This window comes from Burkholderia alba, assembly GCF_034721475.1.
GTDB lineage: Bacteria > Pseudomonadota > Gammaproteobacteria > Burkholderiales > Burkholderiaceae > Burkholderia > Burkholderia alba.
Window position 1 is genome coordinate 220,428 of record NZ_JAWJWL010000002.1, and the last position, 24,200, is coordinate 244,627.

General features: G+C 69.8%; 13 protein-coding genes. 2 read left to right on the forward strand and 11 right to left on the reverse strand.

All coding sequences use genetic code 11. The annotated features are described in order from the left end of the window. Positions 1-88: 88 nt before the first annotated feature. Together RZR99_RS02760 and RZR99_RS02765 are read left to right on the forward strand one after the other, a co-directional pair. Positions 89-658, forward strand: a complete 570-nt coding sequence (locus tag RZR99_RS02760) for a vWA domain-containing protein (protein ID WP_323118329.1) — start codon at positions 89-91, stop codon at positions 656-658. A 376-nt stretch (positions 659-1,034) separates the two neighbouring features. Then, positions 1,035-1,916 carry an endo alpha-1,4 polygalactosaminidase gene (locus tag RZR99_RS02765; protein WP_323118206.1) on the forward strand — a complete coding sequence of 294 codons (882 nt, stop codon included), beginning with the start codon at positions 1,035-1,037 and terminating at the stop codon, positions 1,914-1,916. Between the two features lie 276 nt (positions 1,917-2,192). Here the strand turns inward: RZR99_RS02765 and RZR99_RS02770 are convergent, their stop codons facing one another. From RZR99_RS02770 to RZR99_RS02820, 11 genes are all read right to left on the reverse strand, one after another. Further along, positions 2,193-3,197: a fatty acid desaturase family protein gene (locus tag RZR99_RS02770; protein ID WP_323118330.1), complete on the reverse strand. Its 1,005-nt coding sequence runs from the start codon at positions 3,195-3,197 to the stop codon at positions 2,193-2,195. Positions 3,198-3,564: 367 nt separating this feature from the next. Then, a complete protein-coding gene (locus tag RZR99_RS02775; protein ID WP_323118207.1) occupies positions 3,565-4,053 on the reverse strand; it encodes a hypothetical protein in 489 nt (162 codons plus the stop codon). 66 nt (positions 4,054-4,119) lie between these two features. After that, positions 4,120-4,518 carry a nuclear transport factor 2 family protein gene (locus RZR99_RS02780; RefSeq protein ID WP_323118208.1) on the reverse strand — a complete coding sequence of 133 codons (399 nt, stop codon included), beginning with the start codon at positions 4,516-4,518 and terminating at the stop codon, positions 4,120-4,122. Positions 4,519-4,677: 159 nt separating this feature from the next. Further along, entirely contained in the window at positions 4,678-4,881 is a 204-nt protein-coding gene (locus RZR99_RS02785) for an MbtH family protein (RefSeq protein ID WP_323118209.1), read from the reverse strand. A 14-nt stretch (positions 4,882-4,895) separates the two neighbouring features. Beyond that, the gene (locus tag RZR99_RS02790) at positions 4,896-18,401 is read right to left on the reverse strand and encodes a non-ribosomal peptide synthetase (protein ID WP_323118210.1); all 13,506 of its coding nucleotides are present in this window, start codon (positions 18,399-18,401) and stop codon (positions 4,896-4,898) included. Between the two features lie 49 nt (positions 18,402-18,450). Beyond that, entirely contained in the window at positions 18,451-19,734 is a 1,284-nt protein-coding gene (locus tag RZR99_RS02795) for an MFS transporter (RefSeq protein ID WP_323118211.1), read from the reverse strand. 396 nt (positions 19,735-20,130) lie between these two features. Further along, on the reverse strand, positions 20,131-21,120 hold the full coding sequence (locus tag RZR99_RS02800) for a ferritin-like domain-containing protein (RefSeq protein WP_323118212.1): 990 nt from the start codon (positions 21,118-21,120) through the stop codon (positions 20,131-20,133). Between the two features lie 72 nt (positions 21,121-21,192). Continuing rightward, on the reverse strand, positions 21,193-21,441 hold the full coding sequence (locus RZR99_RS02805) for a phosphopantetheine-binding protein (RefSeq protein ID WP_323118213.1): 249 nt from the start codon (positions 21,439-21,441) through the stop codon (positions 21,193-21,195). Positions 21,442-22,248: 807 nt separating this feature from the next. Further along, entirely contained in the window at positions 22,249-22,773 is a 525-nt protein-coding gene (locus tag RZR99_RS02810) for a GNAT family N-acetyltransferase (RefSeq protein ID WP_323118214.1), read from the reverse strand. 70 nt (positions 22,774-22,843) lie between these two features. Then, complete coding sequence (locus RZR99_RS02815) at positions 22,844-23,371, reverse strand: GNAT family N-acetyltransferase (RefSeq protein ID WP_323118215.1); 528 nt, start codon at positions 23,369-23,371, stop codon at positions 22,844-22,846. A 106-nt stretch (positions 23,372-23,477) separates the two neighbouring features. Then, the gene (locus RZR99_RS02820; protein ID WP_323118216.1) at positions 23,478-23,750 is read right to left on the reverse strand and encodes a YjhX family toxin; all 273 of its coding nucleotides are present in this window, start codon (positions 23,748-23,750) and stop codon (positions 23,478-23,480) included. Between the last annotated feature and the right edge of the window lie 450 nt (positions 23,751-24,200).

Here is a 24,200-nt window from a genome sequence, read left to right on the forward strand (position 1 = left end):
TGCCGCCGCTGCCGCAAGCAGCGGTCTTCGATGGCGGGAAGGCAAGGGGCGCGACCCGCGCGATCCGCGCGGGCGGCCCGGCGCGCGGATCGCGTGGCCCGCGACGCTCGCGGCTCGGCGCGGCGCGCGCCTGCGGGCCGAACATCTGCGCTACCGGCCGCGCGCCGCGCACGACGGCGTGCTGCATTGTTTCCTGCTCGATTGTTCCGCCTCGATGCTCGACGGCGAACGGCTCGCGCGGGCGAAAGGGCTGATCGTCGCGCTGTTCGATCGGGCCGCGCGCGAGCGCGCCGAAACCGCGCTGGTCTGCTTCGGCGGGGACGCGGCCGATCTGCGTTTCGGTCCGGCCGTGCCGCGCTGGTGGAACGAGCGCTGGCTCGCGCCGGTCGGCGGCGGAGGCGGCACGCCGCTCGCGCACGGCGTGGCCGCCGTGCAGCGCGTGCTGGCGCGCGCCGCGCGCCGGCGGCCCCGGCAGCAGCGCTGGGTCTGGGTGCTGTCGGACGGCCGCAGCAGCGAAACGCCCGAGGCGCCGGCGCTCGCCGATCAGATCGTCTGGGTCGATTTCGACGACGCGGCGCTCCGGCTGGGACGCGGCGAGCGGTTGGCGAACGCGTGGGGGGCGTGGTGGCGCCTGCCGGGAGAACTCGCGACGACGTGACGCCTGCGTATGCGCGGGCATGAACGCCCGAGGTGAAGCCCTGGCGACGCGAACTGCATCGCGCGAGGCGAAAGCAGGCGGCGCGCGGCGGCGAATGTTTCGGCGCATCTCACCGCTCGCGTTCGCGCTGCCGCGTTCGTGACGCGACATGCGTCCGGCCTTGCCGATACACGTCGCGCAGGCTTGCCGTCTTCAACAAATGTCGACAAAAAAGAACAGTCCCGCCGACGCGGCGCGGCTACCATTTTTTCAGCTCGCCCGATCCTTCCGCGATCGCGTGCCGGCCGGCTTCTCGCATCTCGCATCCCGCTTCTGATTTCGCGCTTCTTCCCGCCATCTTCACGATCAGACAACGCGCCGAAGGGAGACACTCGCCATGTCCGGAAAATCACTGTGTTCGTTCATGTTGATCCTGCTGCTGTCCGCTTGCGGAGGCGATTCCGGATCGGGCGCGCCGGGTGCTTCCGCGTTGCCGGCGGCGCGGCCGCTCGCCCAGGCCGCGACCTGGAAACCGCTGGTGCCCGGGACGAGCTGGCAATGGCAGATCGACGGCAAGAAGATCGACGAGACCGTCCTCGACCGCGCCAACAACACCCGCAAGATGTACGACGTCGACATGGAACTGACCGATGTCGCCACGATTCAGCGCCTGAAGGCGAAGGGCATCTACGTCGTCTGCTACATGGAGGTCGGCGGCTGGGAGAAATCCCGCTCCGACGCGAGCCGGTTTCCCGACAGCGTGCTCGGCAAGCCCGTTCCGGGCTATGAGGACGAGGAGCGCTGGCTCGATATCCGCCAGAGCGCGATCCTGATGCCGCTCATGCTGGCGCGTCTCGACAAGGCGAGGGACAAGGGCTGCGACGGCGTGGAACCCGACCTCGACGATTCCTATACCCAGGACACGCGTTTCCCGATCACGCGCGACGATCAGATCCGCTACGACACGGCGCTGATCGGCGCGGCGCACGAGCGGGGCATGTCGATGGGTCTGAAGAACGGAACGGGCCTCGCCAAGGACATGGCGAACGTGGCGGACTGGGTGCTCAACGAACAGTGCAACAACTACGGCGAATGCGACCGCTATGCCGGCTTCATCGCATCGAACAAGGCCGTGTTCAACGTCGAGTACATGCGGCCAGACGGCATGACGCTGGCGGATTTCTGCCCGGCGGACAACAACGCGCGCATCGACGGGATCCTGAAGCTGTCGAGCGAAACGCTCTCGGCGTTGCCGCGTTCCGCGTGTCAGTTCGAGTGAACGGACGATCCGCTGTCGGCGCGGGGCCGGACAAGGCCCGGTGCCGGCAGCGGATGCGGCGCGCGGCGGCCGGGCACCGGTGCCCGGCGGATGGCTTCGCCTTGGATCGGCATCGGACGGCGTGTCCGCCGCGCGGCAACGGCGATCGCCCGCATGCGGATGGATCATCGCCGGTTTTCGTCAACCTCGAGGGGCGCCGGGGTCGGCGCCGACCGGCAACGATCCGGTTCGGCCTCGCCGCACGGCCGAGCGGGCCGTGCGGTCACGCTAGCCGCGCTACCGCGTGAGCAGCGAGCTCACCATCCCCCGGTCGCGGCCGAGGTAGCTTTTCCAACGCTGCGCCTGAGTGCGGAAGGCGTCTTCCTGCATCAGCAGCGCGTGCATCTTCGGCAGGTTGTAGAGCGGCACGCTGGGAAACAGGTGATGCGCGATGTGGTAGTTGATGTTGAGCGGCGCCAGCGCGAGCCGCTCGAACCAGTTGCCGTCGATGTGGCGCGTGCGCTCCAGCTCGTTCTCGCTCTTGTCCAGGTCGTGCTCCGCGACCACGCGAATCCGGATGAACGCGAGCGACAGCGTGAAGATCGGCAGTACCCACAGCAGCAGGAAATACGACAGCAGCCCCGCATACGTCATCAGCGCCGCGACGCCGATCCAGAACGCGATGAATTGCCAGCGCTCCGACTGCGTCACCAGCTTCTCGCGATTGCTGAGCACGCTGCTCCAGCCTGTCCAGGTGCGCAGCGTCGGCCACCAGATCCGGAGATTCAGGCCGAACAGATCGCCGAGCAGGATGCGCAGGAACGACGACGCGGGCTTCGGAAACGCATAGTTCTGGTCCTTGACGAGCGTCACCCAGTACGGATCGTTCGGCTTGTTCGTGAACAGGTGATGCGGCAGGTGGCTGCGGCGATAGCAGGACGTCACCATGCCGGTCGGAAACGCGCACAGCCAGTTGCTGACGAGATCGTTGCGCTTGCGGGATTCGAGCAGACGGAAATGCGTGGCGTCGTGCATCACGATGCCGAGCGCATGCTGCTTGCAGGCCAGATAGACATAGGCGACGAGGAGGCACGCCGCGACGGCGAGCGCCTGCGGCAGCGGCAGGGTCGAGAGCGCGTGCCACAGGCCGGTCTGTCCGGTCAGTGCCTGGACGACGAGCACCGGCAGCGCGAACGCGACCGCGATGCCGAGCCACTGGCGGCCGATCACCCATCCGCAGCGCAACGGCCGGATCGCGCTCAGCGCGTGGGCCTCGGTGGCGTACTTTCTCCGAATATTGATCGCGCTCGTACGATCAGCTTCGACTGACATGGCGGTCTCTCCCGTGAGGCGTGCAAGGATGCGTGTTCGCAGGCGTTCGACCCTGCTTTTCCGGATTCGGCGATGACGATTCGTACCGAGCGGCCGACGTCTGGCGACGGGGCCGCTTGCATTCGAGTGTGGTGGATTGTTGTCAAAAGCCCCCCGGCCGACAAACGGAATCTTTTCAAGCAATGCATGCGCTGGGAGAATGCACCGGGCCGGTTCCGGCCGCGCCGATGCCCGCGCGTCCGGCGCGCGGAACCACGCGTCGCGAACGGCACGCGGCACCCGGGCGCGCACGCTTCGCGCCGTCTGCCGCCCGTCGCCCGGACACCGCGCCTCCTATTTAGCGCGTCGCCAGATTCAGCGCCGTATGAGGCGCCTGCGTGTACCGGATCCAGTAGTGGAGCGTCCGTCCCCAGAGCAGCCCCAGCAGCACGATGGAGAACAGGATCGCCAGCGTGCTCGTCGCGCCGCCGGAGAAGAACAGCATCTTGCCGCCGATGCTGATCAGCACGACGGCGAGCGGAACGATTCCGCCGGGCCGCTCGATCAGGCCGTTGTCGCGATCGGCGCGCACCGTTCCCACGCCGGCGGCGATCCAGCCCGCCCACACGCCGACGATCAGCGCGATCAGCATCGGCATGCCGGACACCGCATGCAGTTCGAAACGCTGCTCGATACCGCCGATGCTCCAGACGGAAAACAGCCCGGGGAAAATCAGCAGCCGGGAGACGGACATGATCTTCGGCCGCAACGACCGGATCGCGCGCCAGACGACCAGCAACAGCACGACCCATAGCCAGGCCGGCGTCATACCATGTGTAGGACTCATGTGAACATCAACGTTTGATTGGACGGGCGGCATCGGTCGGCGGACCGATGCCGGCGGGCACGGTGCTTAAATGGCTTTTCTGAAGAAGAAGGTTTTCCGGCGAACGATCCTGTCGTTCTCGAAAAAGTAGACGTCGCAGAACGGCTCGCTCAGCGCGTCGCCCTGCACCGATACGCCCTTGAACGACCCGGATACCGCGGCGCCGTCGATGCCCGACTGGAACACCGAATGGATCGTGTGGCGCCCCTCGACGATGATCCGGACCTTCTCGTAGAAATGGATCAGCGCCGGCAAGCCGTCGATGGCGTCGTACCCCGGCCTTTCATAGACCACGCGAGGATGAAAGAACTCGGGCAGCCGGGAAAATTGCCGGGTGTCGATGACCTCGAACATGCGATGGAAGACATCGTCGAACGGCGTGGTCGAGAGGATGCTCGGGGCTTCTGCTACTGCGATGGCTGTCATGTCGAACTCCGTGGATCGGTGGGAACCGCAACGTGTAACGAACGAAAATCCTGTTCGGGAGACGGTATCACTCGCATCGCGCGCGGCGTCCTGTCCGTTAAGGCAGGTACGCGTGGCCGGTTTCGATAGGTGTCGCCGCCGGCGACGGCGCGCGGCGCATCAATGCAGGCCGCCCGGATCGGGCGAACGCATGCCGGACCAATGCGCGTCGACGTAGTCGAGCGCTTCGCGCCGGGGGCTGGGCGGCACGACGACCGTCCACCCCGCGGGCACCTCGATCGACTCGGGCCAGAGCGAGTAGTGGCCGTCGGCATTGATCAGCACCCGGTAGCGGCTTGCATCGTCTTCGAACAGCGTGCTCATTTCGTTTCTCCTGATCAGGCGTGGCCGGCGTGGATCGCCGGTGCCAGCACGTCGCAAATGACGGCCAGCGATTCGGGTCGGGTCATCGCGTTGTGCGCGGCGTCGATCGCATGAACGGCCACGCTGCCGTTCACCAGCGGGCGCCAGTCGGACGCCGCCGCGGGTTCGTCGCTGCGCGCGGCGGCGAACAGCACGATGTCGCCGTCGAACGGGTGCAGCCGGAAATCCTCGAGAATCGCCGCGTGATGGCGGGTGACTCGCAGCGTGGTGTCCAGCATCCGCGCGACGACCTCGCGCAACTTGCCGGTCTCGCGGCAGACGAGATCGACCGCGCGCGCCAGCGTGAGCGTCGCGGCGTCCGCGTCCGGCGAGCCCGGCACGAAGGCCTCGACGATTTCGGCGAGGATCTGCGCATCCTCGGGCGCGTCCGACGCGATTCGCTGCGGCGGCACGCTGTCGAGCAGCGTGAGCGAGCGGACCGTCCTGCCCGAGCGCTGCAGACGCGTGGCGACGGCATGCGCGATGCCGCCGCCGAACGACCAGCCGAGCAGGTGATAGTCGCCGTCGGGCTGCACGTCGAGCATGCGCTGCAGGAACACATCGACGAGTTCGTCGGCGCTGTAGTCCGCCTGCGCATCCGGTGCCGAGAACGCCGGGGATTGCAGACCGTAGATCGGCCGCCGTTCATGCACGAGCGGAATCAGGCCGCTGTAGCACCAGCTCAGGCCGAAGCTGGGCGGGAAGCAGAACAGCGGCGCCGCGTCGCCCTCCGCGCGCAGCGGCAGCACGATGTCGAAGCTGCCGTGGCCCGCGTCCTGGCCTCGCGCCAGCGCGGCGGCCAGCTCCGCGACCGTGGGCGCCTTGAACAGCGCGCTGATCGGCAGCGCGACGCCGCGGCTCTGCTGCAGCCGCACCAGCATGCGAATGGCGAGCAGCGAATGGCCGCCCAGTTCGAAGAAGTTGTCGGTCCGGCCCACGCGGTCGGCTTCCAGCATCTCCGCCCAGAGCGTCGCGATGTCGCTTTCCAGATCGCCGACCGGCGCGACGTGATCCCGCCGCGACACGGCCTGCGCGCCGACCTCGGGCAGCGCCTTGCGGTCCAGCTTGCCGTTGGGACTGAGCGGCATGCGTTCCAGCGCCACGTAGACGGCGGGCACCATGTAGTCGGGCAGCGTGCGCAGCAGTTGCGCGCGCAACGCGGCGGCGGGCTGTTCGTCGCCCGCGTGATAGGCGACCAGCCACTTGTCGCCCGCCGCGTCCTCGCGTGCGATCACCACCGGCTCCTTCAGCCCGCAGGCGGCCAGCCGGGCCTCGATTTCGCCCAGTTCGATCCGGAACCCGCGAATCTTCACCTGATGGTCGTTGCGGCCGAGATATTCGATCGTGCCGTCCGGCAGATAGCGGGCAAGATCGCCGGTCCGGTACATGCGCGCGTCGCGGCCGGTCGCGAACGGGTCCGCGACGAAGCGCTCGGCGGTCAGCTCCGGCCGGTTCAGGTAGCCGCGCCCGACGCCCGTGCCGGCGATGTACAGCTCGCCGACCGCGCCGAGCGGGACCGGCTGGCCGTGACGGTCGAGCAGGTAGATCCGCAGGTTCGAGATCGGCTTGCCGATCGGCACGATGCCGCCGTCGAACCCGGCGGGACAGGACCACGCGGTCACGTCGATGGCGGCCTCGGTCGGGCCGTACAGGTTGAACAGCCCCGCCGCCGGCAGCGCCTGACGGCACTTGCGTACGCTGGCGGGCGGCAGCGCCTCGCCGCTGCACACGAGCCGCCGCACCGACGTGCAGCGCTCGACGCCGTCCATCTCCAGGAAGCTGCCGAGCATGGACGGCACGAAGTGCAGCGTGGTGATCCGCTGCGCGACGATCAGATCGATCAGCGCGCGCGGATCCTGATGCGCGCCGGGCGGCGCGATCACGAGGGTCGCGCCGGTCAGCAGCGGCCAGAAAAACTCCCACACCGACACGTCGAAGCCGAACGGGGTCTTCTGCAGCACGGCATCCGTCGCGTCGAGCGCATAGGCCTGCTGCATCCATTCGAGCCGGTTGACGACCCCGCGATGTTCGTTCTGCGCGCCTTTGGGCCGGCCGGTCGAGCCCGACGTATAGATCACGTAGGCGAGATGGCCCGGATCGAGCGCCGGCACGACCGGATCGATTTCGGGCAAGTCGCCGGAGAGCGGCGCGTCCAGCGCGAGCACCGTCGGCAACGCGACGCCCGCCAGCGCCGCGCGTCCCGCCGCGTCGGCGAGCAGCAGCGCCGCAGCGGCGTCGCCGAGCATGTACGCGAGCCGGTCGCCGGGATAGGTCGGGTCGAGCGGCACGTAGGCGCCCCCGGCCTTCAGGATGCCCAGCAGCCCGACGACCATCTCGATGCTGCGTTCCGCGCAGATCGCGACGAGCGCGTCCGGCCCCACGCCGAGCGCGATCAGCCGGTGCGCGAGGCGATTCGCGCGCGCGTTGAGTTCCGCGTACGACAGCGTCTGGTCGCGGTAGCGCAGCGCGACGGCCGACGGCGTCTTGCGCACCTGTTCCTCGACCTGCTGATGCAGGCAGTGCTGCTCGGGAAACGGCGCGGCGGTCGCGTTCCAGGTGCCGAGCAGCAGCGTGCGTTCGTCGGCGGACAGCAGATCGATGCGCTCGACCGGCTGCGCCGGGTCGGCCGTCATGGCGCCGAGCAGCGCCAGCAGATAGCCGCGCTGACGCACGACGGTGGCTTCGTCGAACAGCGCCGTCGCATAGCGCAGTTCGCCCGCGATGACGCCGTCCGTTTCGCCCAGCGTCAGTTCGAGATCGAACTTGGCGGCGTCGTAGGCGATCTCCTCGGCCTCGACCGCGAGGCCGGGCAGCGTGAACGCGCCCGCGCCGCTGCCTTGCCACGCGAACATCACCTGGAACAGCGGCGTGTGATCGAGCCGGCGCGGCGGATTGACGATCTCGACGACCTTCTCGAACGGCAGCGCCTGATGATCCTGCGCCGCCAGCACCGTGTCGCGCACATGAGCGAGCAGGCCGGCGACGCTGGGCTCGCCGGACAGGTCGATGCGCATCGCGAGCGTATTGACGAAGAAGCCGATCAACGCGCCGAGCCCGGCGTGATTGCGGTTCGCGGCCGGCGTGCCGATCACGACGTCGTGCTGGCCGGACAGTTTCGACAGCACGGCGGCCCAGGCCGCGAGCAGGGTCATGTAGAGCGTCGTGCCGTGACGCCGGCTCAACTGCCGGAGCGCATCGGCGAGCGGTGCGTCGATGCGCAGCGGCACCGTGGCGCCGTCGAACGACTGCTGCGCGGGGCGCGGCCGGTCGGTCGGCAGCGACAGCAGCGCCGGCGCGCCGGCGAGCGTGCGGCGCCAGTATTCGGCTCCGGCCGCGATGCGCTCGTCGGTGAGCCATGCGCGCTGCCAGAGCGCGTAGTCGGGGTACTGGATGTCCAGCGGCGGCAGCGGATCGTCGCGGCCCGCCGCGAACGCCGCATACAGCGCGTCGAGTTCGCGCATCAGCACCGCGAGCGACCAGCCGTCGGACGCGATGTGGTGCAGCGTGAGCAACAGCAGCCAGGACGTGTCGTCGTCGCGGATCAGGCGCGCGCGCATCAGCGGCCCGCGCTCCAGATCGAACGGCGCATTGACCGCGTCGGCGCACAGCTGCGCGCGCCGCTGCGGCGCGTTCGGCGCCGCGCGCAGATCGTATTCGTCCAGCGGCAGGCGGATGCCGGCCGGCAGCACGCTGAGCCGGGGCTGGCCGTTCACGCTGACGAAGCCCGAGCGCAGCGCTTCATGGCGCGCCAGCACGCGATCCAGCGCCCGGTGCAGCGCGACGACGTCCAGCGTGCCGCGCAGGCGCAGCGCGAGCGGCACGTGGTACGTGACGCTGACGCCGTCGAGCTGGGTCAGGAACCACAGGCGCTGCTGCGCGAACGACAGCGGCAGCGCGCCGTCGCGCGGCGCGGGCACGAGGGGCGGCAGCGCGGCGGCGCGGCCGTCGCCGCGATGGGCGGCGATCGCGTCCGCCAGCTGCGCGAGCGACGGGGACGCGAACAGCGTGGTCAGCGGCACGTCGACGCCCAGCGTCTGCGACAGGCGCGCGAGCAGGCGCACGGCGAGCAGCGAGTGACCGCCGAGTTCGAAGAAGTTGTCGTGGCGGCCCACCCGGTCCACGCCGAGCAGGTCGCTCCACAGCGACGCGAGCAGCGTTTCCGCCTCGTTGCAGGGCGGTTCGTAGTCCTGCCGGGCATACGCGTCGGTCTCCGGCGCGGGCAGCGCGCGGCGATCGAGCTTGCCGTTCGGGGTCAGCGGCAGCGCATCGACCCGCACGAACGCCGCGGGCACCATGTAGGCGGGCAGCGCGGCGCTCAGATGCGCGCGCCACGCCGCCGCCAGATCGTCGCCGGGCGCGGCGACGACGTAGGCCACGAGGCGCGGCGAGCCGGTGTCGTCGTCGCGGGCGATCACCACGGCGTCGCGCACGCCGGGATACCCGGTCAGCCGGGCCTCGATTTCGCCCAGCTCGATCCGGAAGCCGCGGATCTTCACCTGGTGATCGTTGCGGCCGAGGTAGTCGAGTTCGCCGTCGGGCTGCCAGCGCGCGAGATCGCCGGTGCGGTACATGCGGGCGCCGTCGTGCGGGCTGAACGGATCGTCGACGAAGCGCTCGGCGCTCAGCTCGGGGCGCTTCAGGTAGCCGCGCGCCACGCCCACGCCGCCGATGTACAGCTCGCCGACCGCGCCCAGCGGCACCGGCCGGCGTCGCGCGTCGAGCACGTAGAGCCGCATGTTGCGCAGCGGCTTGCCGAGCGGCGCGGACGGGCCCGGATAGCGGTCGAGGTCGGCGTGCATGCGATGCCATCCCGCGACGTCGCTGCACTCGGTCGGCCCGTAGCTGTTGATGATCTCGGGGTGGGGCGCGGCCAGCGTCCGCAGCCGGCTCAGTTGGATCGGCTCCCCGCCGAGCACGACCCGGCGCAGCCGCGAGAGCCCGCCTGCGGTGTCGGCGTCGATCAGCGAATAGAACGCGCTCGGCGACAGGTTGACGTGGGTGATGCCGTCTCGGCGGATCCGATCGAGCAGCGCGGCCGGATTGAAGAATTCCCGCGTGAGATGCAGGCTGCCGCCGACCATCAGCGGCCCCAGGATGTTCTTCTGGGTGAGGTCGAAGCTGTAGGACGACACGAGCAACGCCCGGTCGCCGCCGTCGAACCCGAGATCGCCGAGATACCAGTCCATCAGGTTGCGGAAGCCGCGGTGCTCGACCATCACGCCCTTGGGCAGGCCGGTCGAACCCGACGTGTAGATCACGTAGATCAGATTGTCGAGCGTCAGGCCGGGCACTTGAGGATTGCGCTCGGGCAGGCCGTCGGGCAGCGGCGCGTCGAGCGCCAGCACGCGCACGCCGTGCGCCGCGGGCAGCGCGTCGCGTCCCGCCGCGTCGGCGAGCAGCAGCACCGGCTCGGCGTCGGCGAGCAGGTGCGCGAGGCGCTCGGCGGGGTAGCTGACGTCGATCGGCACGTACGCGCCGCCCGCTTTCAGGATCGCGAGGATCGCGATCGCCATCTCGATGCTGCGCTCGGCGCAGATCGCCACGCGCGCATCGGGCCGCACGCCCGCGTCGATCAGCGCGTGAGCGAGGCGATTCGCCTGCGCGTTGAGCGCCGCGTAGCGCAGGGTCCGGGCCTCGTCGACCAGCGCCACCGCATCCGGCGTCCGGCTCGCCTGGTCCTCGAACTGCTGGTGGACAAGGCGCGCGGCGGCGGGCGGCACGTCGGTCGCGTTCCAGCCGCGCAGCAGCAGCGCGCGCTCGTCGGCGGGCACGACCTCGAGCCGATCGACCGGCGTGTCCGGCGCGGTTTCGAGCGCGCCGGCCATGCTCTCCAGCGCCTGCTGCATGTAGGCGCCGATGCGCTCGGGCGCGAACGGCTGCACGACCTGGGCGGTCAGCCCCAGCGCGCTGCCGTAGTCCTCGACCGACAGCGTGAACGGATAGTTGGTGCGCTCGTCGCCGCCCAGCCATTCGATGCCGGCCCGCGCGCTCGCGTCCGCGTCGGGCAGATTGTTGTGGCGGTAGTTCAGCAGCGCGCTGAAGAGGGGCGTCGATGCGTCCACGCCGCTGCAACGCTGCGCGAGCGCGAGCGGCGCATGTTCGTGCGCGAGCAGGTCCGTCAACCGCGCATGGGTGTCGCGCAGCGCCGTCTCGATCCCGGTCCCGTCGGCGGACAGGCGCAGCGGCAGCGTGTTGATGAACAGGCCCATCGCCCGGTCCGCGCCTTCGCCGGCCTGCATGCGGCCGAACAGCACGGTGCCGAACGCGACCTGCGGCTGGCCGCTCGTGCGGGCCAGCACCATCGCCCACGCCAGATGGCACAGGCTGGCGAGACTGACGCCGAGGCGCCGCGCCTGCGCGCGCAGCCGCGCGTTCAGCGCGGCGGGCACCATCGCGCGCGACTCCGTCACGCTGCTGCCGTCGCGGCGCACTTCGGCGAGCCCGAACGGCAGCGTCGGCTCGGTCACGTCGCCGAGCATCGCGCGGAAGAAGCGCTCGTGCTCGGCCTCGCTCACGCCGAGGCGCGCCTGCGCCACGAGGTTGCGGTACGGCTGCGGCGCGGCGAGGGTGTCGGCGCGCTGTTCGAGCAGCGCGCGCACTTCGCCGTAGAGGATTTCCTGCGTCGAGTGATCGCCGATCAGGTGATGCTGCTGCTGTTGCAGGATCCAGCGCCCGTCGGGCGCCTGCGCGACGACGAAGCGCAGCAGCGGCGCCCGGCTCAGGTCGATGCGATGGCGGCGCGGATCGTAGCGGTGCGCGAGTTGTTCCCGCACCGGTCCGTCGTGCAGCTCGTGCGTCACCTCCATGATGCTGAGCGGCGCGCGGCGCCAGACCACCTGCGCGGGGCGGGACAGGCGTTCCCAGACGAACGCGGTGCGCAGGATGTCGTGCCGGTCGACCACCTGCTGCACGGCGGCGAGATAGCGGTCGAGCAGTTCGCGCGTGTCGAACGACAGATGATCGAGCAGCAGGTACGGATCGCCCTCGGTGGCGAGCATGTGGTGGAACAGGATCCCGTCCTGCAGCGGCGACAGCGCGTAGATGTCCTGGACGTTGGAGACGCCGCCGGGCACCTGGCCGACGATGCGGTCGATGTCGTGCTGCGCGAGGTCGATCAGCGGCAGCATGTCGGGCGTGATGGCCGTGCAGTCCGGCGCGATCGCGTTGGGGGGGACCGGCACCTCGCGATGTTCGCCCAGCGAGGCGGCCAGCGCCGCCAGCGTGGGCGCGGCGAACAGCGCGCGCACGTCGGCGCCGAGCCCCTGGCCGCGCAGCCGCTCGATCAACTGCACGGCGAGCAGCGAATGGCCGCCCAGCGCGAAGAAGTTGTCGAAGCGGCTGACCCGCTCGACGCCGAGCAGCGTCTCCCACAGCGCGGCCAGCGCGATTTCCGTCGCGCCTTCCGGCGCCGCGTATTCCTCGCGGGCGAAATCCGCGCCTTCCGGCGCAGGCAGCGCGCGCCGGTCGAGCTTGCCGTTCGGCGTGAGCGGCAGCGCGTCGAGCACCACGTACGCCGCCGGCACCATGTAGTCGGGCAGGAGGCCGCCCAGGTAGGTGCGCAGGCGGCTCGCCAGCTGCGCCGGCTGCCGTTCCGGATCCGCCGAGGCCGTGAGATACGCGACGAGGCGCTTGTCGCCCGGCGTGTCCTCGCGCACGATCACGGCTGCCTCGCGCACGTCCGGATGTCCGGTCAGGCGCATCTCGATCTCGCCGGGCTCGATCCGGAAGCCGCGAATCTTGACCTGCTGGTCGTTGCGGCCGAGGAACTCGATGTTGCCGTCGCTTCGATAGCGCCCCAGGTCGCCGCTGCGGTACATGCGCGCGCCGGGCACCGGACTGAACGGATCGTCCAGGAAGCGCTCGGCGCTCAGCTCGGGCCGGTTCAGATAGCCGAGCGCGACGCCCGGCCCGCCGATGTAGAGTTCGCCGGGCGCGCCGAGCGGCACCGGCCGGCGGTGTTCGTCGAGCAGGTAGATCCGCGTGTTGGGGATCGGGCGGCCGATCGGGATCGCGCGGGCGCGATCGACCGATTCGATCAGGTGGGTGGCCGCGAACACCGTCGTTTCGGTCGGGCCGTAGCCGTTGACGAGCCGTTGCGGCGGCGTGCCGCGCAGCACGTCGGCGATGACGGTCGGATCGAGCGCGTCGCCGCCGACCATCACGGTCCGGAACTGCGGGAAGATCGGCGCGAGCGTGGCGGCGACCTGGTTGAACAGCCCGACGGTCAGCCAGATCGTGTTGATGCGGGCGTCGCGCAGCGTATCCCTGAGCGACTCCGCCGACAGCAGCGCGGCCGGGTCGAGGATCACGACGGCCGCGCCGTTGAGCAGGGCCGGCCAGATTTCCAGCGTGTTGGCGTCGAACGCCGGATTGGACACGAACGCCATCCGGTCGCCGGGGCCGTAGTGCGCGAAGGTGCTGTTGATCGCCAGCCGGTTGATCGCGCGGTGCGGCACCAGCACGCCCTTGGGGGTGCCGGTGGAGCCCGACGTGTAGATCGCGTAGGCGGCCAGTTCGCTGGACAGCGCGAGGCCGGGATCGGTCTCGACGCCGGGGGCCATCAGCGCGTCGGCCGCGACGGTGGGCCGCGCGGTGCCGGCAACGGCGGCGCCGTCTTCGGTCAGCACGAGGGCCGCGGCGCTGTCCTCGATGATCCACGCCTGGCGTTCGACGGGCGTCTGGGTGTTGATCGGCACGTAGGCGGCGCCGGCCTTGAGGATGGCGAGCTGGCTCGCGACCAGCGCGACGCCGCGCTCGAGCACGGTGACGACGCGCTCGCCCGGCCGGACGCCCGACGCGATCAGGCGGTGTGCGATGCGGTTGGCGAGCGCGTTGGTTTCGGCATAGGTGAGGGTGCGGGCGCCGTGGACCAGCGCCTCGGCGCCGGGGGTGCGGCGGGCCTGCTCCTCGTAGACCTGATGGGTGCCGAGGCGAGCGGGAAACGACGCGTCGGTGGCATTCCAGGTGTCGAGCAGCAGCGTGCGTTCGGCGGCGGACAGCAGGTCGATGCGCGCGACCGGCTGGCGGTCGTCGGCCACCATCGCGTCGAGCAGCGCGAGCAGGTAGCCGCGATGCCGCTCGACGGTGGCCGCGTCGAACAGCGCCGTCGCGTAGTTCAGCGCGCCGCTCACGGTGTCGCCGTCCTCGCTGAGGTGCAGCTCGAGATCGAATTTCACGATGTCGTAGCCGCCGTGCACCACGGACGCCTGCAGCCCGGGCAGATCGAGGCGGCCCGCGCCCTGGCTCTGCCACGCGAACATCGCCTGGAACAGCGGCGTGTGGTCGAGCCGGCGCGGCGGCTGGACGATCTCGACCACCTGTTCGAACGGCAGGTCCTGATGATCCTGCGCGGCCAGGGTCGCGCTTCGCACCCGCGCCAGCAGGTCGGCCACGCTGGGCTGGCCCGACAGGTCGACGCGCAGCGCCAGCGTATTGACGAAGAAGCCGATCAGCGGCTCGACTTCCAGCCGGTTGCGGTTAGCGGTCGGGATCCCGACGACCACGTCGTCCTGTCCGGCGAGGCGGCCGAGCACGGCGGCCCACGCCGCGAGCAGCGTGGCGAACAGCGTGGTGCCGTGCCGCTGGCTCAGGCGCCGCAGCGCCTGCGTGAGTCCGGCGTCGAGCGTCAGCGGCAGCAGCGCGCCCGCGAACGACTGCTGCGGCGGACGCGCTCGGTCGGTGGGCAGGTTGAGCAGCACCGGCGCATCGGCCAGCGCCCGGCGCCAATAGCCGGTCTGCGCCGCCAGGCGGTCGCCGCGGAGCCAGCGTCGCTGCCAGGCGGCGTAGTCCGCATACTGCAGCGCGAGCGGCGCCAGCGGATCGTCGCCCCCGGCCGCGAAGGCGTCGTAGAGCGCGGCCAGTTCGCGCAGCAGCACGCCCTGGGACCAGCCGTCGGACACGATGTGGTGCTGGGTGAGCAGGAACAGATGCGTGTCGTCGGCGAGGCGGATCAGGCGGGCCCGCGCGAGCGGACCGCGCGCGAGATCGAACGGCGCGTGCGCCTCGTCGGCGGACAGCTGCTCGACGCGCTGCGCGGCGTCCGGCAGGCCGCGCAGATCGTGTTCGAGCATCGGCAGGCCGCCGTCGGGCGGCAGGATCCGCGCGACCGGCTGGCCGCCTTCTTCGGCGAACACCGTGCGCAGCGCTTCATGGCGCGCGAAGATGCGATCCAGCGCGCGCCGCCAGGCGAGCGCATCCAGCGCGCCGTGCATGCGCAGCGCCAGCGGGATGTGATAGCTGTCCTTCACGCCGTCGAACTGCGCGATGAACCACAGCCGCTGCTGGGAGAACGACAGCGGCAGCGCGCCGTCGCGGGCGACGGCCGTGATCGGCGGCACCGGTTCGCCGTCGGCGTCCGCATGGGCGCGGCGTTCGCCGACCAGCGCGGCAAGCTGCGCGAGCACGGGCGCGGCGAACAGGTCGGCGAGCGGGATCGCGACGCCCAGCGCCTGCTGCAAGCGCGCCAGCAGCTTCACGGCGAGCAGCGAATGTCCGCCGAACGAGAAAAAGTGATCGAAGCGGCCGACGCGCTCGACGCCGAGCACATCGGCCCACAGCGTCGCGAGCTGCGTCTCGATTTCGCCCACCGGCGGCGCATACGCGTCGCGTGCGTAGTCGGCGTCCGACGGCGAGGGCAGCGCGCGGCGGTCGAGCTTGCCGTTCGGACTCAGCGGCAGCGCGTCCATCCGCACGAACGCCGACGGCACCATGTAGTCGGGCAGCGTCTGCCCGAGCGTTTCGCGCAGCCGGTCGACGTCCAGCGGCGCGCCGGCCTGCGGCACCACATAGGCGACCAGCCGCGCCGCGCCCGGCGTGTCTTCGCGCGCGATCACCGCGACCTGCGCGACGTCCGGCGCGGCCAGCGCCGCCGTTTCGATTTCGCCCAGCTCGATGCGCAGGCCGCGAATCTTGATCTGGTGGTCGAGCCGGCCGAGATACTCGATTTGCCCGTCCGCGCGCCAGCGCGCCAGATCGCCGCTGCGATACATGCGCGCGCCCGGCGTGAACGGATTGGCGACGAAGCGCTCCGCGCTCAGCGCGGGGCGGTTCAGGTAGCCTCGCGCGAGGCCCACGCCCGCGATGTACAGCTCGCCGGGAACGCCGACCGGCTGCGGCTGCAGCGCCCGGTCGAGCACGTACAGCTGGATGTTGTCGATCGGCGCGCCGATCGGCACGGAGACAGCGTCGGCCTCCGGCCGGCAGGGCCAGAAGCTCACGTCCACCGATGCCTCGGTCGGACCGTACAGGTTGTGCAGGCGGGCGGAGAAGCGGGCGAGGAAGCGGTTCTGCGCGTCCGGGCGCAGCGCTTCGCCGCTGCACATCACGTCGCGCAACGTCGCGCCGCAGCGTGCCGGCGCGCTGTCGAGAAAGGCGTCCAGCATCGACGGCACGAAGTGGGTGACGGTGATGCCGGCGGCATCGATCACCGAGGCCAGATAGAGCGGGTCGCGGTGTCCGCCGGGGCGGGCCATCACCAGCCGCGCGCCTTCCAGCAGCGGCCAGAACAGCTCCCAGACCGACACGTCGAAGCCGAACGGCGTCTTCTGCAGCACGCGGTCCGACGCGTCGAGCCGGTAAGCTTTCTGCATCCACGCCAACCGGTTGACGATGCCGCGATGCTCGACCATCACGCCCTTCGGCTTGCCGGTCGACCCCGACGTGTAGATCACGTAGGCGCCTTGAGCCGGGCCGGCGGCGTCGGGCGGCGGGGCCGCAGGGTGCGCGGCGATGGCCGGGCGCTCGCCGTCGAGGCGCACGATCGTCGCCCGGGTGCCGGGCAGCCGCGCGAGCAGCCGGTCCTGGGTGAGCAGCACCGGCACGCGCGCGTCGTCGAGCAGGTACGCGAGGCGCTCGGCGGGGTAGTCGGGATCGAGCGGCAGATAGGCGGCGCCGGCCTTCAGCGTGCCGAGCAGGCCGACCATCATGTCGAGCGAGCGCTCGACGAACAGCCCGACGATGCTGTCCGTCGCGACGCCCCGCGCGCGCAGATGATGCGCGAGCTGATTCGCGCGGCGATCCAGCTCGGCATACGACAGGCTGGCCGTTTCGTCCTCGAGCGCGATCGCATCGGGCGTGCGGGCGGCTTGCTGCTCGAAGCGCGCGTGCAGCGTCTCGCGCGGATAGTCGGCCGCGGTGTCGTTCCATTGGCGCACGACCTGGTCGCGCGCCGCCGCGTCCAGCAGCGCGAGTCGGCTGAGCGGGACCTCGGGGCGGCTGGCCGCGTCCTCGATGAGCCGGAACAGGCGCGTCTGATGTCCGGTCAGTTCGGCTTCGGTATACAGCCCGGGATTGCCGTCGAAATCGATCCGCAGGCTGTCGTAGTCGACCGACGAGATCGACGCGGAAATCGTCAGGTCGGCCGGCGCGCCGGTCGACAGCGTGTGCGAGGTGAAGCGCGGGCCACCCGAGCGGGGGCCGTCGAAGAACGCGATGTTGATCTGCGGGCCGTACAGCCGCTGCCCGAGCGCCGACAGGCCCAGCTCGCGGCTCAGCTCGGTGCTGCGGTAGCGCTGGCGCAGCTGCGCCTGCAGGATTTCCCGGGCGGTCTGCTTGAGGACGCCGGCGAGCGTATCGGTCGAGCGGATCGCGAGCCGCAGCGGCAGCACGTTGACCGCCATGCACGGGATCTGCCGCGCCACGCCCATGCGCGCGGGCACCGGCAGGCCGAGCACGATGTCTTCCGCGCCGCTCAGCCGGTGCAGATAGATCGCGGTGGCCGCGATCAGCAACTGCGCCCAACTGCCCTCGACGCCGTGCGCGTGCAGGCGGTCGAGCGCCGTGCGGTCGAGGTCCGCGCTGCGGCGCACGAAGGTGTGGGAGACGGCCGTGGTGTCGCGGTTCGACAGCATCGCCGGCTGCGGCCGGTCGGCGAAGCGCTTGAGCCAGAACGCGCGGTCGCGCTCGAACTGCGGCGAGGCGCGATAGGTGTCTTCGTCTTCCAGCAGCAGGCGCAGCGGCTGGAACGCGCCGTCCGGCAGCGGCGCATCGGCCAGCTTGGCCGCGTACACCTCCAGGATACGGCGCAGGATCATGCTGGCGGCCACGCCGTCCGCGACGAGATGGTGATAGCGCTGATACCAGAACACCCGTTCCGGCGCGACCTTGAAGAGCGCATACGCGAACAGCGTGTCGCGCGTGAGATCCGTCGCCCGGCCGAAATCGCGGCGCATCCAGGCCTCGGCCGCCGCGCGCGGATCGGCTTCGCCGCTCACGTCGACGATCGGCAGGTGCCAGTCGTCGAGCGTGCCGATGATCTGCGCGGGCACGCCGTCGGTTTCGATGAAGCGGGTCGTGAGCGATTCGGCTTCGGTGACGACGTGCCGCAGCGCGCTTTCGAATACCTGCAGATCGACCGGCTCGTGAAACTCCACGTAAGACGCCGTGTTGTACGACGGATTGGTGACGTCGAGCTTGTGCGCGATCCACAGGTCGAGCTGCGCGGCCGACAGGGAGCGGGCAAGGTGCTTGTCGAAAGTGTTCATGGCGGGCGTCTTGGATAAGGGGGGAGACTCGCGGCCGGTCGCAGCCGGCTTATTCCATGGTGCGAAGAAACGGGCTGGCGATCGCGAAGAGCGCGACCGCCAGCAGCCCGACCCCGGCGCCGACGAACAGGCCGGGCGTCGAGACGTAATGGATGAAAAAGCCGGTGAGGATCGACGACAGCGGCGCGGTGCTGGTCAGCAGCAGCATCTGGAAGCTCATCACGCGCCCGCGCATCTCGGCGGGAATCCGCGCCTGGATCCACGCGAGCAAGCGGACCTCGACGACGCCCGCGGCCAGACCGAGGCACAGCATCAGCGCGCCGCCGGCGAGCGGCGAGCCGATCTGGCTCATGGCGATCAGGATCGCGCCGATCAGCAGGTCGACGTGAAACAGCAGCCTGCCCGCGGACATCCGCAGCACGCGCGACAGCCGGCTCGACAGCAGCATGCCGGCGATGCTGCCCGCGCCGAGCATCGACAGCATCGTGCCGCCCACTTCGGCGCCGCGATGCAGCTGCGCGGTGATCAGCAGCGGCAGTCCCACCAGCAGGGGGCCGCTGCGCAGGAAGATCGACACCGCCCAGTACGCGTACAACGCGCGCAGCGAGCGATCGGCCCCGATCCAGGTCGCGCCCTGCGCGATCGCGGCGAACATCCGGCCCTTCGCCGGCGCGGCCGCGCCGGCGGTGTTGAACCTGACGACCCGGGTCAGGGTCAGCGCCGCCAGCAGGTAGCTGAACGCGTTGAAGAGGAACGCCAGCCCCAGTCCGCCCGCGCCGCCTTGCGGCGCGCCGTCGAACAGCTTCAGGCGGGGCAGCACGAGCAGGAGGCTGGTCAGCAGCGGCCCGAGGAAGGTGGCCAGCTGCGCGAGGCTCATGAAGATCGCGAGCGCCGATTGCAGACGCTCCTTCGGCACGGTCTGCGGTACCAGCGAGGCGGCGGCCGGGCCCGAGAACGCGCCGACCACGCCCATCGCGAACGCGAACAGGTAGACCGCTTCCACGCGGGCCTGGCCACTGACCACCAGCACGCCGAGGCCGCCCAGCAGCGCCGCCGACGCGAGGGTGGAGCGCTGCAGGATCCATTTCGGCGAATGGCGGTCCACCAGCGCGCCGCCGATCAGCGTGAAGGCCGCGCGCGGCAGCTCCAGCGCCGCGATCACGAGGCCCAGGGTCACGCTGCTGTGGGTCAGATTCAGGATCAGCCAGGGCAGCGCGCTCAGCGTGAGCTGGCGGCCGACCATCGACATGAAGCCGCCGACCATCTGCCAGACGAACTGCCGGTCGGCGACGAGCGAGCGGGGCGTGCGGTCGGTTTGGGTGAGAACGTCCATGGGGGTCCGGGTCGATGGCCTGTGCTGTCTGTCGCGCGGGTGGGGGCCGTCGCGGTACGGCCGGGTCAGCGCGGCGCCGGGAGGGGGGGCGCCACGCGCGCTCGCGGCGAGGCACGGCGCGCCGGCGAGGCCGGGGCGAAGCGCGGGCCGGGCGCGATGCGGCGGATCGGCGGCAGCGGGGCGGGCGCCGCCGCCTGACGCGCATCGGTTGCGGGAGACGGGAGCGGGGACGATGCCGGGGTGTGCGTCATGATGGCCTGGGTGCGCGAGTTCATCGAACGGAGGACCGAAAGCGCTTGCCGGAGCGGGGCCGACGGCCGGCGCTCGCGGCCGCGCCGGCCGCGGGGGGAGCGAAGGGCGGTCGGCCCCGCCGTTCGCTCCGGGTTGCCCGCGCGGTTACTGAGTGGCAACCGGAATCGCGGCGTAATCGAGCACATTCAGCTTCTCGAACGTGTCCATCACCTTCGGCGTGAGCAGTCCCATCTCGCGGACCGCCGGCACGAGCCGACGGAAAATCGAGCGGCGCATCGAGCTGGCGACGTCCGAGTGCCGCACCAGATGGCTGCATTCGCGCTTGGACATGCCCATCGGTTCCCAGATGTCGTCGGCGCACAGGTGTTCGTGCAGCGTATGGGCGCCTTCCGACACGAACTCCTCCCGCTCCTTGCGCTCCGTGCCGCTCATCTCGCGGTACGCGCGGCTCAGCGTGATGCGGCCGATCGCGAAATGCCGGGCTTCGTCGCGCTGGATCCGCGTGACCAGATCCTTGATGAACGGATCCTGCGTATAGCTGACGATGCTTTGAAACAGCGACAGCGCGATGCCTTCGACCAGCACCTGCATGCCGAGGTTGGTGATGTCCAGATGCGAGCTGGTGATCGTGTCTTCGAGCAGGCTTTTCAGCGACCGGCTCATCGGATAGCTGATCGGCAGTTTCTCGTTGACGAGACGTCCGTACGCTTCGATGTGGCGCGCTTCGTCGATCATCTGTCCGGCCGCGCACAGCCGCGCGTCGAGATTCTCCTCGGCGGTCGCGAGCTTCGCGGCGCAGATCATCGCGGCCTGCTCGCCGTGCAGGACCTGCGACAGCATCCAGCCTTGCCAGTGATGCCGGACTTCGGTGCGGCCCTTCTCGTCGAGCTTGTTCCAGACGTCCGAGCCGTAGATCAGGAGCGTCGCGTCGGGCATGCCGAGCGGATTGCTGCCGTTCACCTGATATGACCAGTCGATGTCGGTATTGACGTCCCACTGGTTCGCCTTCGCCTTCTGGTACAGCGCGTTCAGGTCCCGATCGCTGAAGTCATAGCTTTCCGCCATATAGGCGTCGACCGCGAAATTCCACTTGACTGGCTCTTCGCCAGCCGACCTTCCCACCATTAATGACATGGCCACTCCGGCTCATAGGTTGAAATACCGCTGTCGAACGCGGCCCTGCAGGGCGGTGCGATCCGACCGCGCTCAGGCCAGCTGTTGCGCGAGCAGCCGGCTGTCGAGCTCCTCCAGCGTCGTGGTCTGGGTCAGGTTGATCTGTTCCGGATCGATCGACCCGTAAAGCTGTTCGCTGAACACGATCAGCTCGACGACGTTCAGCGAATCGATGCCCAGCTCGCCGATGCCGACGTTGGTTTCGACGCGCTCGACGTTGAGGATCTTGGCGACTTCGTTGGCGAGAAGCTGCAGCGTGTTGACTGCCTGACCCGTGCTCATGAATTTCTCCGGAAATAGAACTGCGATTGGTCATGTAAAGCGATCGGCGCGCAGGGCGTCGCGCGCCGGTTTCAGGCGGCGTGTCGCGCCGTGGTCCGCCTTGACGCGTGGAGAGGTTCCGCATCGATCGCGGTCTTTCCGATACGGTGACGCCTGCCGTCCGGCACGGACCGCAGGCTGTCGTGCTTCGCGAAAACGATCGCGGGCGCATCGCGGCCGGCGGGTTACCGCCGTGCCGGTCGCGGCGTCGTTGCGCGCGCCGCGCGGCGCGCCGACCGAACGCTTCCGATACGCGGCGCGTCCGGCATTCCCCTTTGCCGGCCGGCCTGGAAAAGGGGGATGCCGCACTGCTTCGCACTCGGCACGGATGCGCTCCATTGATTGAATCCGTGCGGCGAATTCTTGAAAAATTTGCCCTTTCCGGCAAACGAAATTTGCGCAGTCGATGCATGCTCTGCGCTCATTCACGCTCGCCGAGGCCCGCCTGGAGCGGGTTCGAGTGGTGTGCGAGCGCGTTGGGCGGGATCGGTGTTTGCCGTTCGTCAGGAACGGGCGAGGTGGGAAATGGGAGAGACGAGACTACCCGCGCCGGTTTCGCGGGAGCCATCAACGGATGGCTGCGGCGCTTCGCAAGGCCGCGCGGCGCGCGGGGTTTCGGCCTCGCCGCCGCGGCGGGCCGCTCTCGCGCCGGTGCCGGAGCGGACGAGATGCGGTCGCCGGGTGCCGCCGGCACCCGGCCGCTCGACGACATCCGCGGCGCCGTGCCGGCGTATCCCGACGCGCGGCTCGGTACCGGCGGCCGATACCTTATTCGGTGGCGTCGAATGCCGCGTGGTAGCGCACCGTTCCGTCGGGCAGCGGTCCGCCGAGCGACAGCGCCTGAAAGTAGGGCGCCGGCACGCCGGGCAATAGCAGCCCGGGATGCGCGGCGAAGCCGAAGCGGCCGTAGTAGCCCGGCTCGCCGAGCACCACGCAGCCCAGTCCGCCGATGCGCGGCAACTCGGCGAGCGCGGCGCGCAGCAGCGCCGATCCGATTCCCGAACCCTGCAGGTCGGGCGTGACGGATATCGGCCCCAGCCCGTACCAGCCGGCGGCCCCGGATGAGATCGCGACCGGCGAGAGCGCGACGTGACCGACGAGGCGATCGCCGTCTTCCGCGACGAGCGATATCGCCAGCTGGCCGGCGCGCCGCAACGCGGCGACGATGAACGACTCCGTATGGGTCGAGTGCGGGGCCGCGCGGAAGGCGGCTTCGGTGACTCGGGCGATGGCCTCGATGTCGGCGGCGCGTTCGGGCCGGATGATGAGGTTGAGGTGCGTATGCGGGTTCATGGAGGAGGCCTTCGCGACCGGATCGGTCATAGTGTTCGGTTGAGTTTAGTCAAGGATAGGGCGGCGCGCTTCATACGCAGAAAACCGACCGGTCGACGACCGTGCCGGACGGGCTCGGTCCGTCGAAACACCGCGCGACGATATATCCGGGCGGAATCTTGCCGATCCGCAGCGCCGCCGGCGCGAAGCCGAACCGACGGTAGTAGTCGATCGAGCCGAGCGCCACGCATCCCGCCGCGCCGCGATGCCGCAGCAGGTCCAGACCCGTTTCGATCAATTCGGCGCCGACGCCGTCCTGCCTGAATTCGGGCAGCACGACCAGCGGGGAGAAACCGTACCAGGACGGCCGCGCCGGGCCGGACGATGCGTCGTGCTCGATTGCGATGGGGGCGAGCGCGACGTGTCCGACGATGAAGCGCTGATACTCCGCGACCAGCGACAGCGTCAGATCGCGCTCGTTGCGCAGCAGGTCGATCGTCAGATGTTCGGCCGGTAGCTGAAAATCCTCGTGCGCGGCGGACTTGATCAGGTCGGCCGTGATCGACCGGATCTGGTGCGCGTCCCAGCGCGTTTCGTGTCTTACGATGATGTTGTTCATCAGTCATCCGTATTATTTGTTCTTTTGGGCGAGGTATGGCCGTGGGGGGCGGGGGGCGGGGGGGGGCCCCCCCCGGGGGGCCCCCCCCCGCCCCCCCCCCCGGCACTCAGCGGCCGCGCGCGGCGAGCTGGTTGTCGAGTTGAGGGCGGACGCTTTCCCGGCCGAGACGCGTGATCCGGTAGGGGCCGCTGTCGATGCTCGCGATGAAGCCGCGCCGCTTGAGTTTCTTGAAGACGTCGAGCGTGCAGTCGCTCAGGCGCAGGCCGTGGCGATTGAAGCAGTCGACGGACGTCAACTGGCCGTCGACGCGCAGATGATGAATTGCGCCGCCTTGTGCGAGCACGTGCAGAACGCGCTGTTCTTGCTTGGAAATGTTCATGCTGGAACCAGGTTGTAACCCCATACGCAAAGAGCGCCGTTCGCATTGCGCGAACACGCTGCCTAGTGCGGGCTAACTCGACTTCACGTCAGTGAAGCGGTTAGCAGGTGGTTACAATCTCCAGCATAAATCCTCGGACGATCCGCGAAGGCGGAAAGAGAAAAAGACGAGGCTGGAATCTAGCTTTCGCACCCGAAAGCTGTCAAGCGGCCGGCCAGCTTGTGTCGTGGAGATGCAACGTTCGCCGAACGCGGCGGGTGGCTGTGCCTCGGTTGTCTGCCGGAACGCAAGACCGCGACACGTTTCCTGTCGATCAGGTCCGGCTGACCCGCTTGCGGAAGGGGGGCGATCGATGTGGCAGTCATCGGCATCGCTGTTGCCGCCGTCACGCGTATCCCTCGATGCTGGCGATCCCGAGCGATACGTGCCGATCCCTGCCGATATGCGCTC

What these genes read in the sequence shown, in the direction of transcription:
- RZR99_RS02810 (WP_323118214.1), bottom strand. Translation starts at nt 22,773, where the DNA reads ATGAACCCGCATACGCACCTCAACCTCATCATCCGGCCCGAACGCGCC.
- RZR99_RS02815 (WP_323118215.1), bottom strand. Translation starts at nt 23,371, where the DNA reads ATGAACAACATCATCGTAAGACACGAAACGCGCTGGGACGCGCACCAG.
- RZR99_RS02795 (WP_323118211.1), bottom strand. Translation starts at nt 19,734, where the DNA reads ATGGACGTTCTCACCCAAACCGACCGCACGCCCCGCTCGCTCGTCGCC.
- RZR99_RS02775 (WP_323118207.1), bottom strand. Translation starts at nt 4,053, where the DNA reads ATGAGTCCTACACATGGTATGACGCCGGCCTGGCTATGGGTCGTGCTG.
- RZR99_RS02800 (WP_323118212.1), bottom strand. Translation starts at nt 21,120, where the DNA reads ATGTCATTAATGGTGGGAAGGTCGGCTGGCGAAGAGCCAGTCAAGTGG.
- RZR99_RS02790 (WP_323118210.1), bottom strand. Translation starts at nt 18,401, where the DNA reads ATGAACACTTTCGACAAGCACCTTGCCCGCTCCCTGTCGGCCGCGCAG.
- RZR99_RS02780 (WP_323118208.1), bottom strand. Translation starts at nt 4,518, where the DNA reads ATGACAGCCATCGCAGTAGCAGAAGCCCCGAGCATCCTCTCGACCACG.
- RZR99_RS02765 (WP_323118206.1), top strand. Translation starts at nt 1,035, where the DNA reads ATGTCCGGAAAATCACTGTGTTCGTTCATGTTGATCCTGCTGCTGTCC.
- RZR99_RS02785 (WP_323118209.1), bottom strand. Translation starts at nt 4,881, where the DNA reads ATGAGCACGCTGTTCGAAGACGATGCAAGCCGCTACCGGGTGCTGATC.
- RZR99_RS02820 (WP_323118216.1), bottom strand. Translation starts at nt 23,750, where the DNA reads ATGAACATTTCCAAGCAAGAACAGCGCGTTCTGCACGTGCTCGCACAA.
- RZR99_RS02805 (WP_323118213.1), bottom strand. Translation starts at nt 21,441, where the DNA reads ATGAGCACGGGTCAGGCAGTCAACACGCTGCAGCTTCTCGCCAACGAA.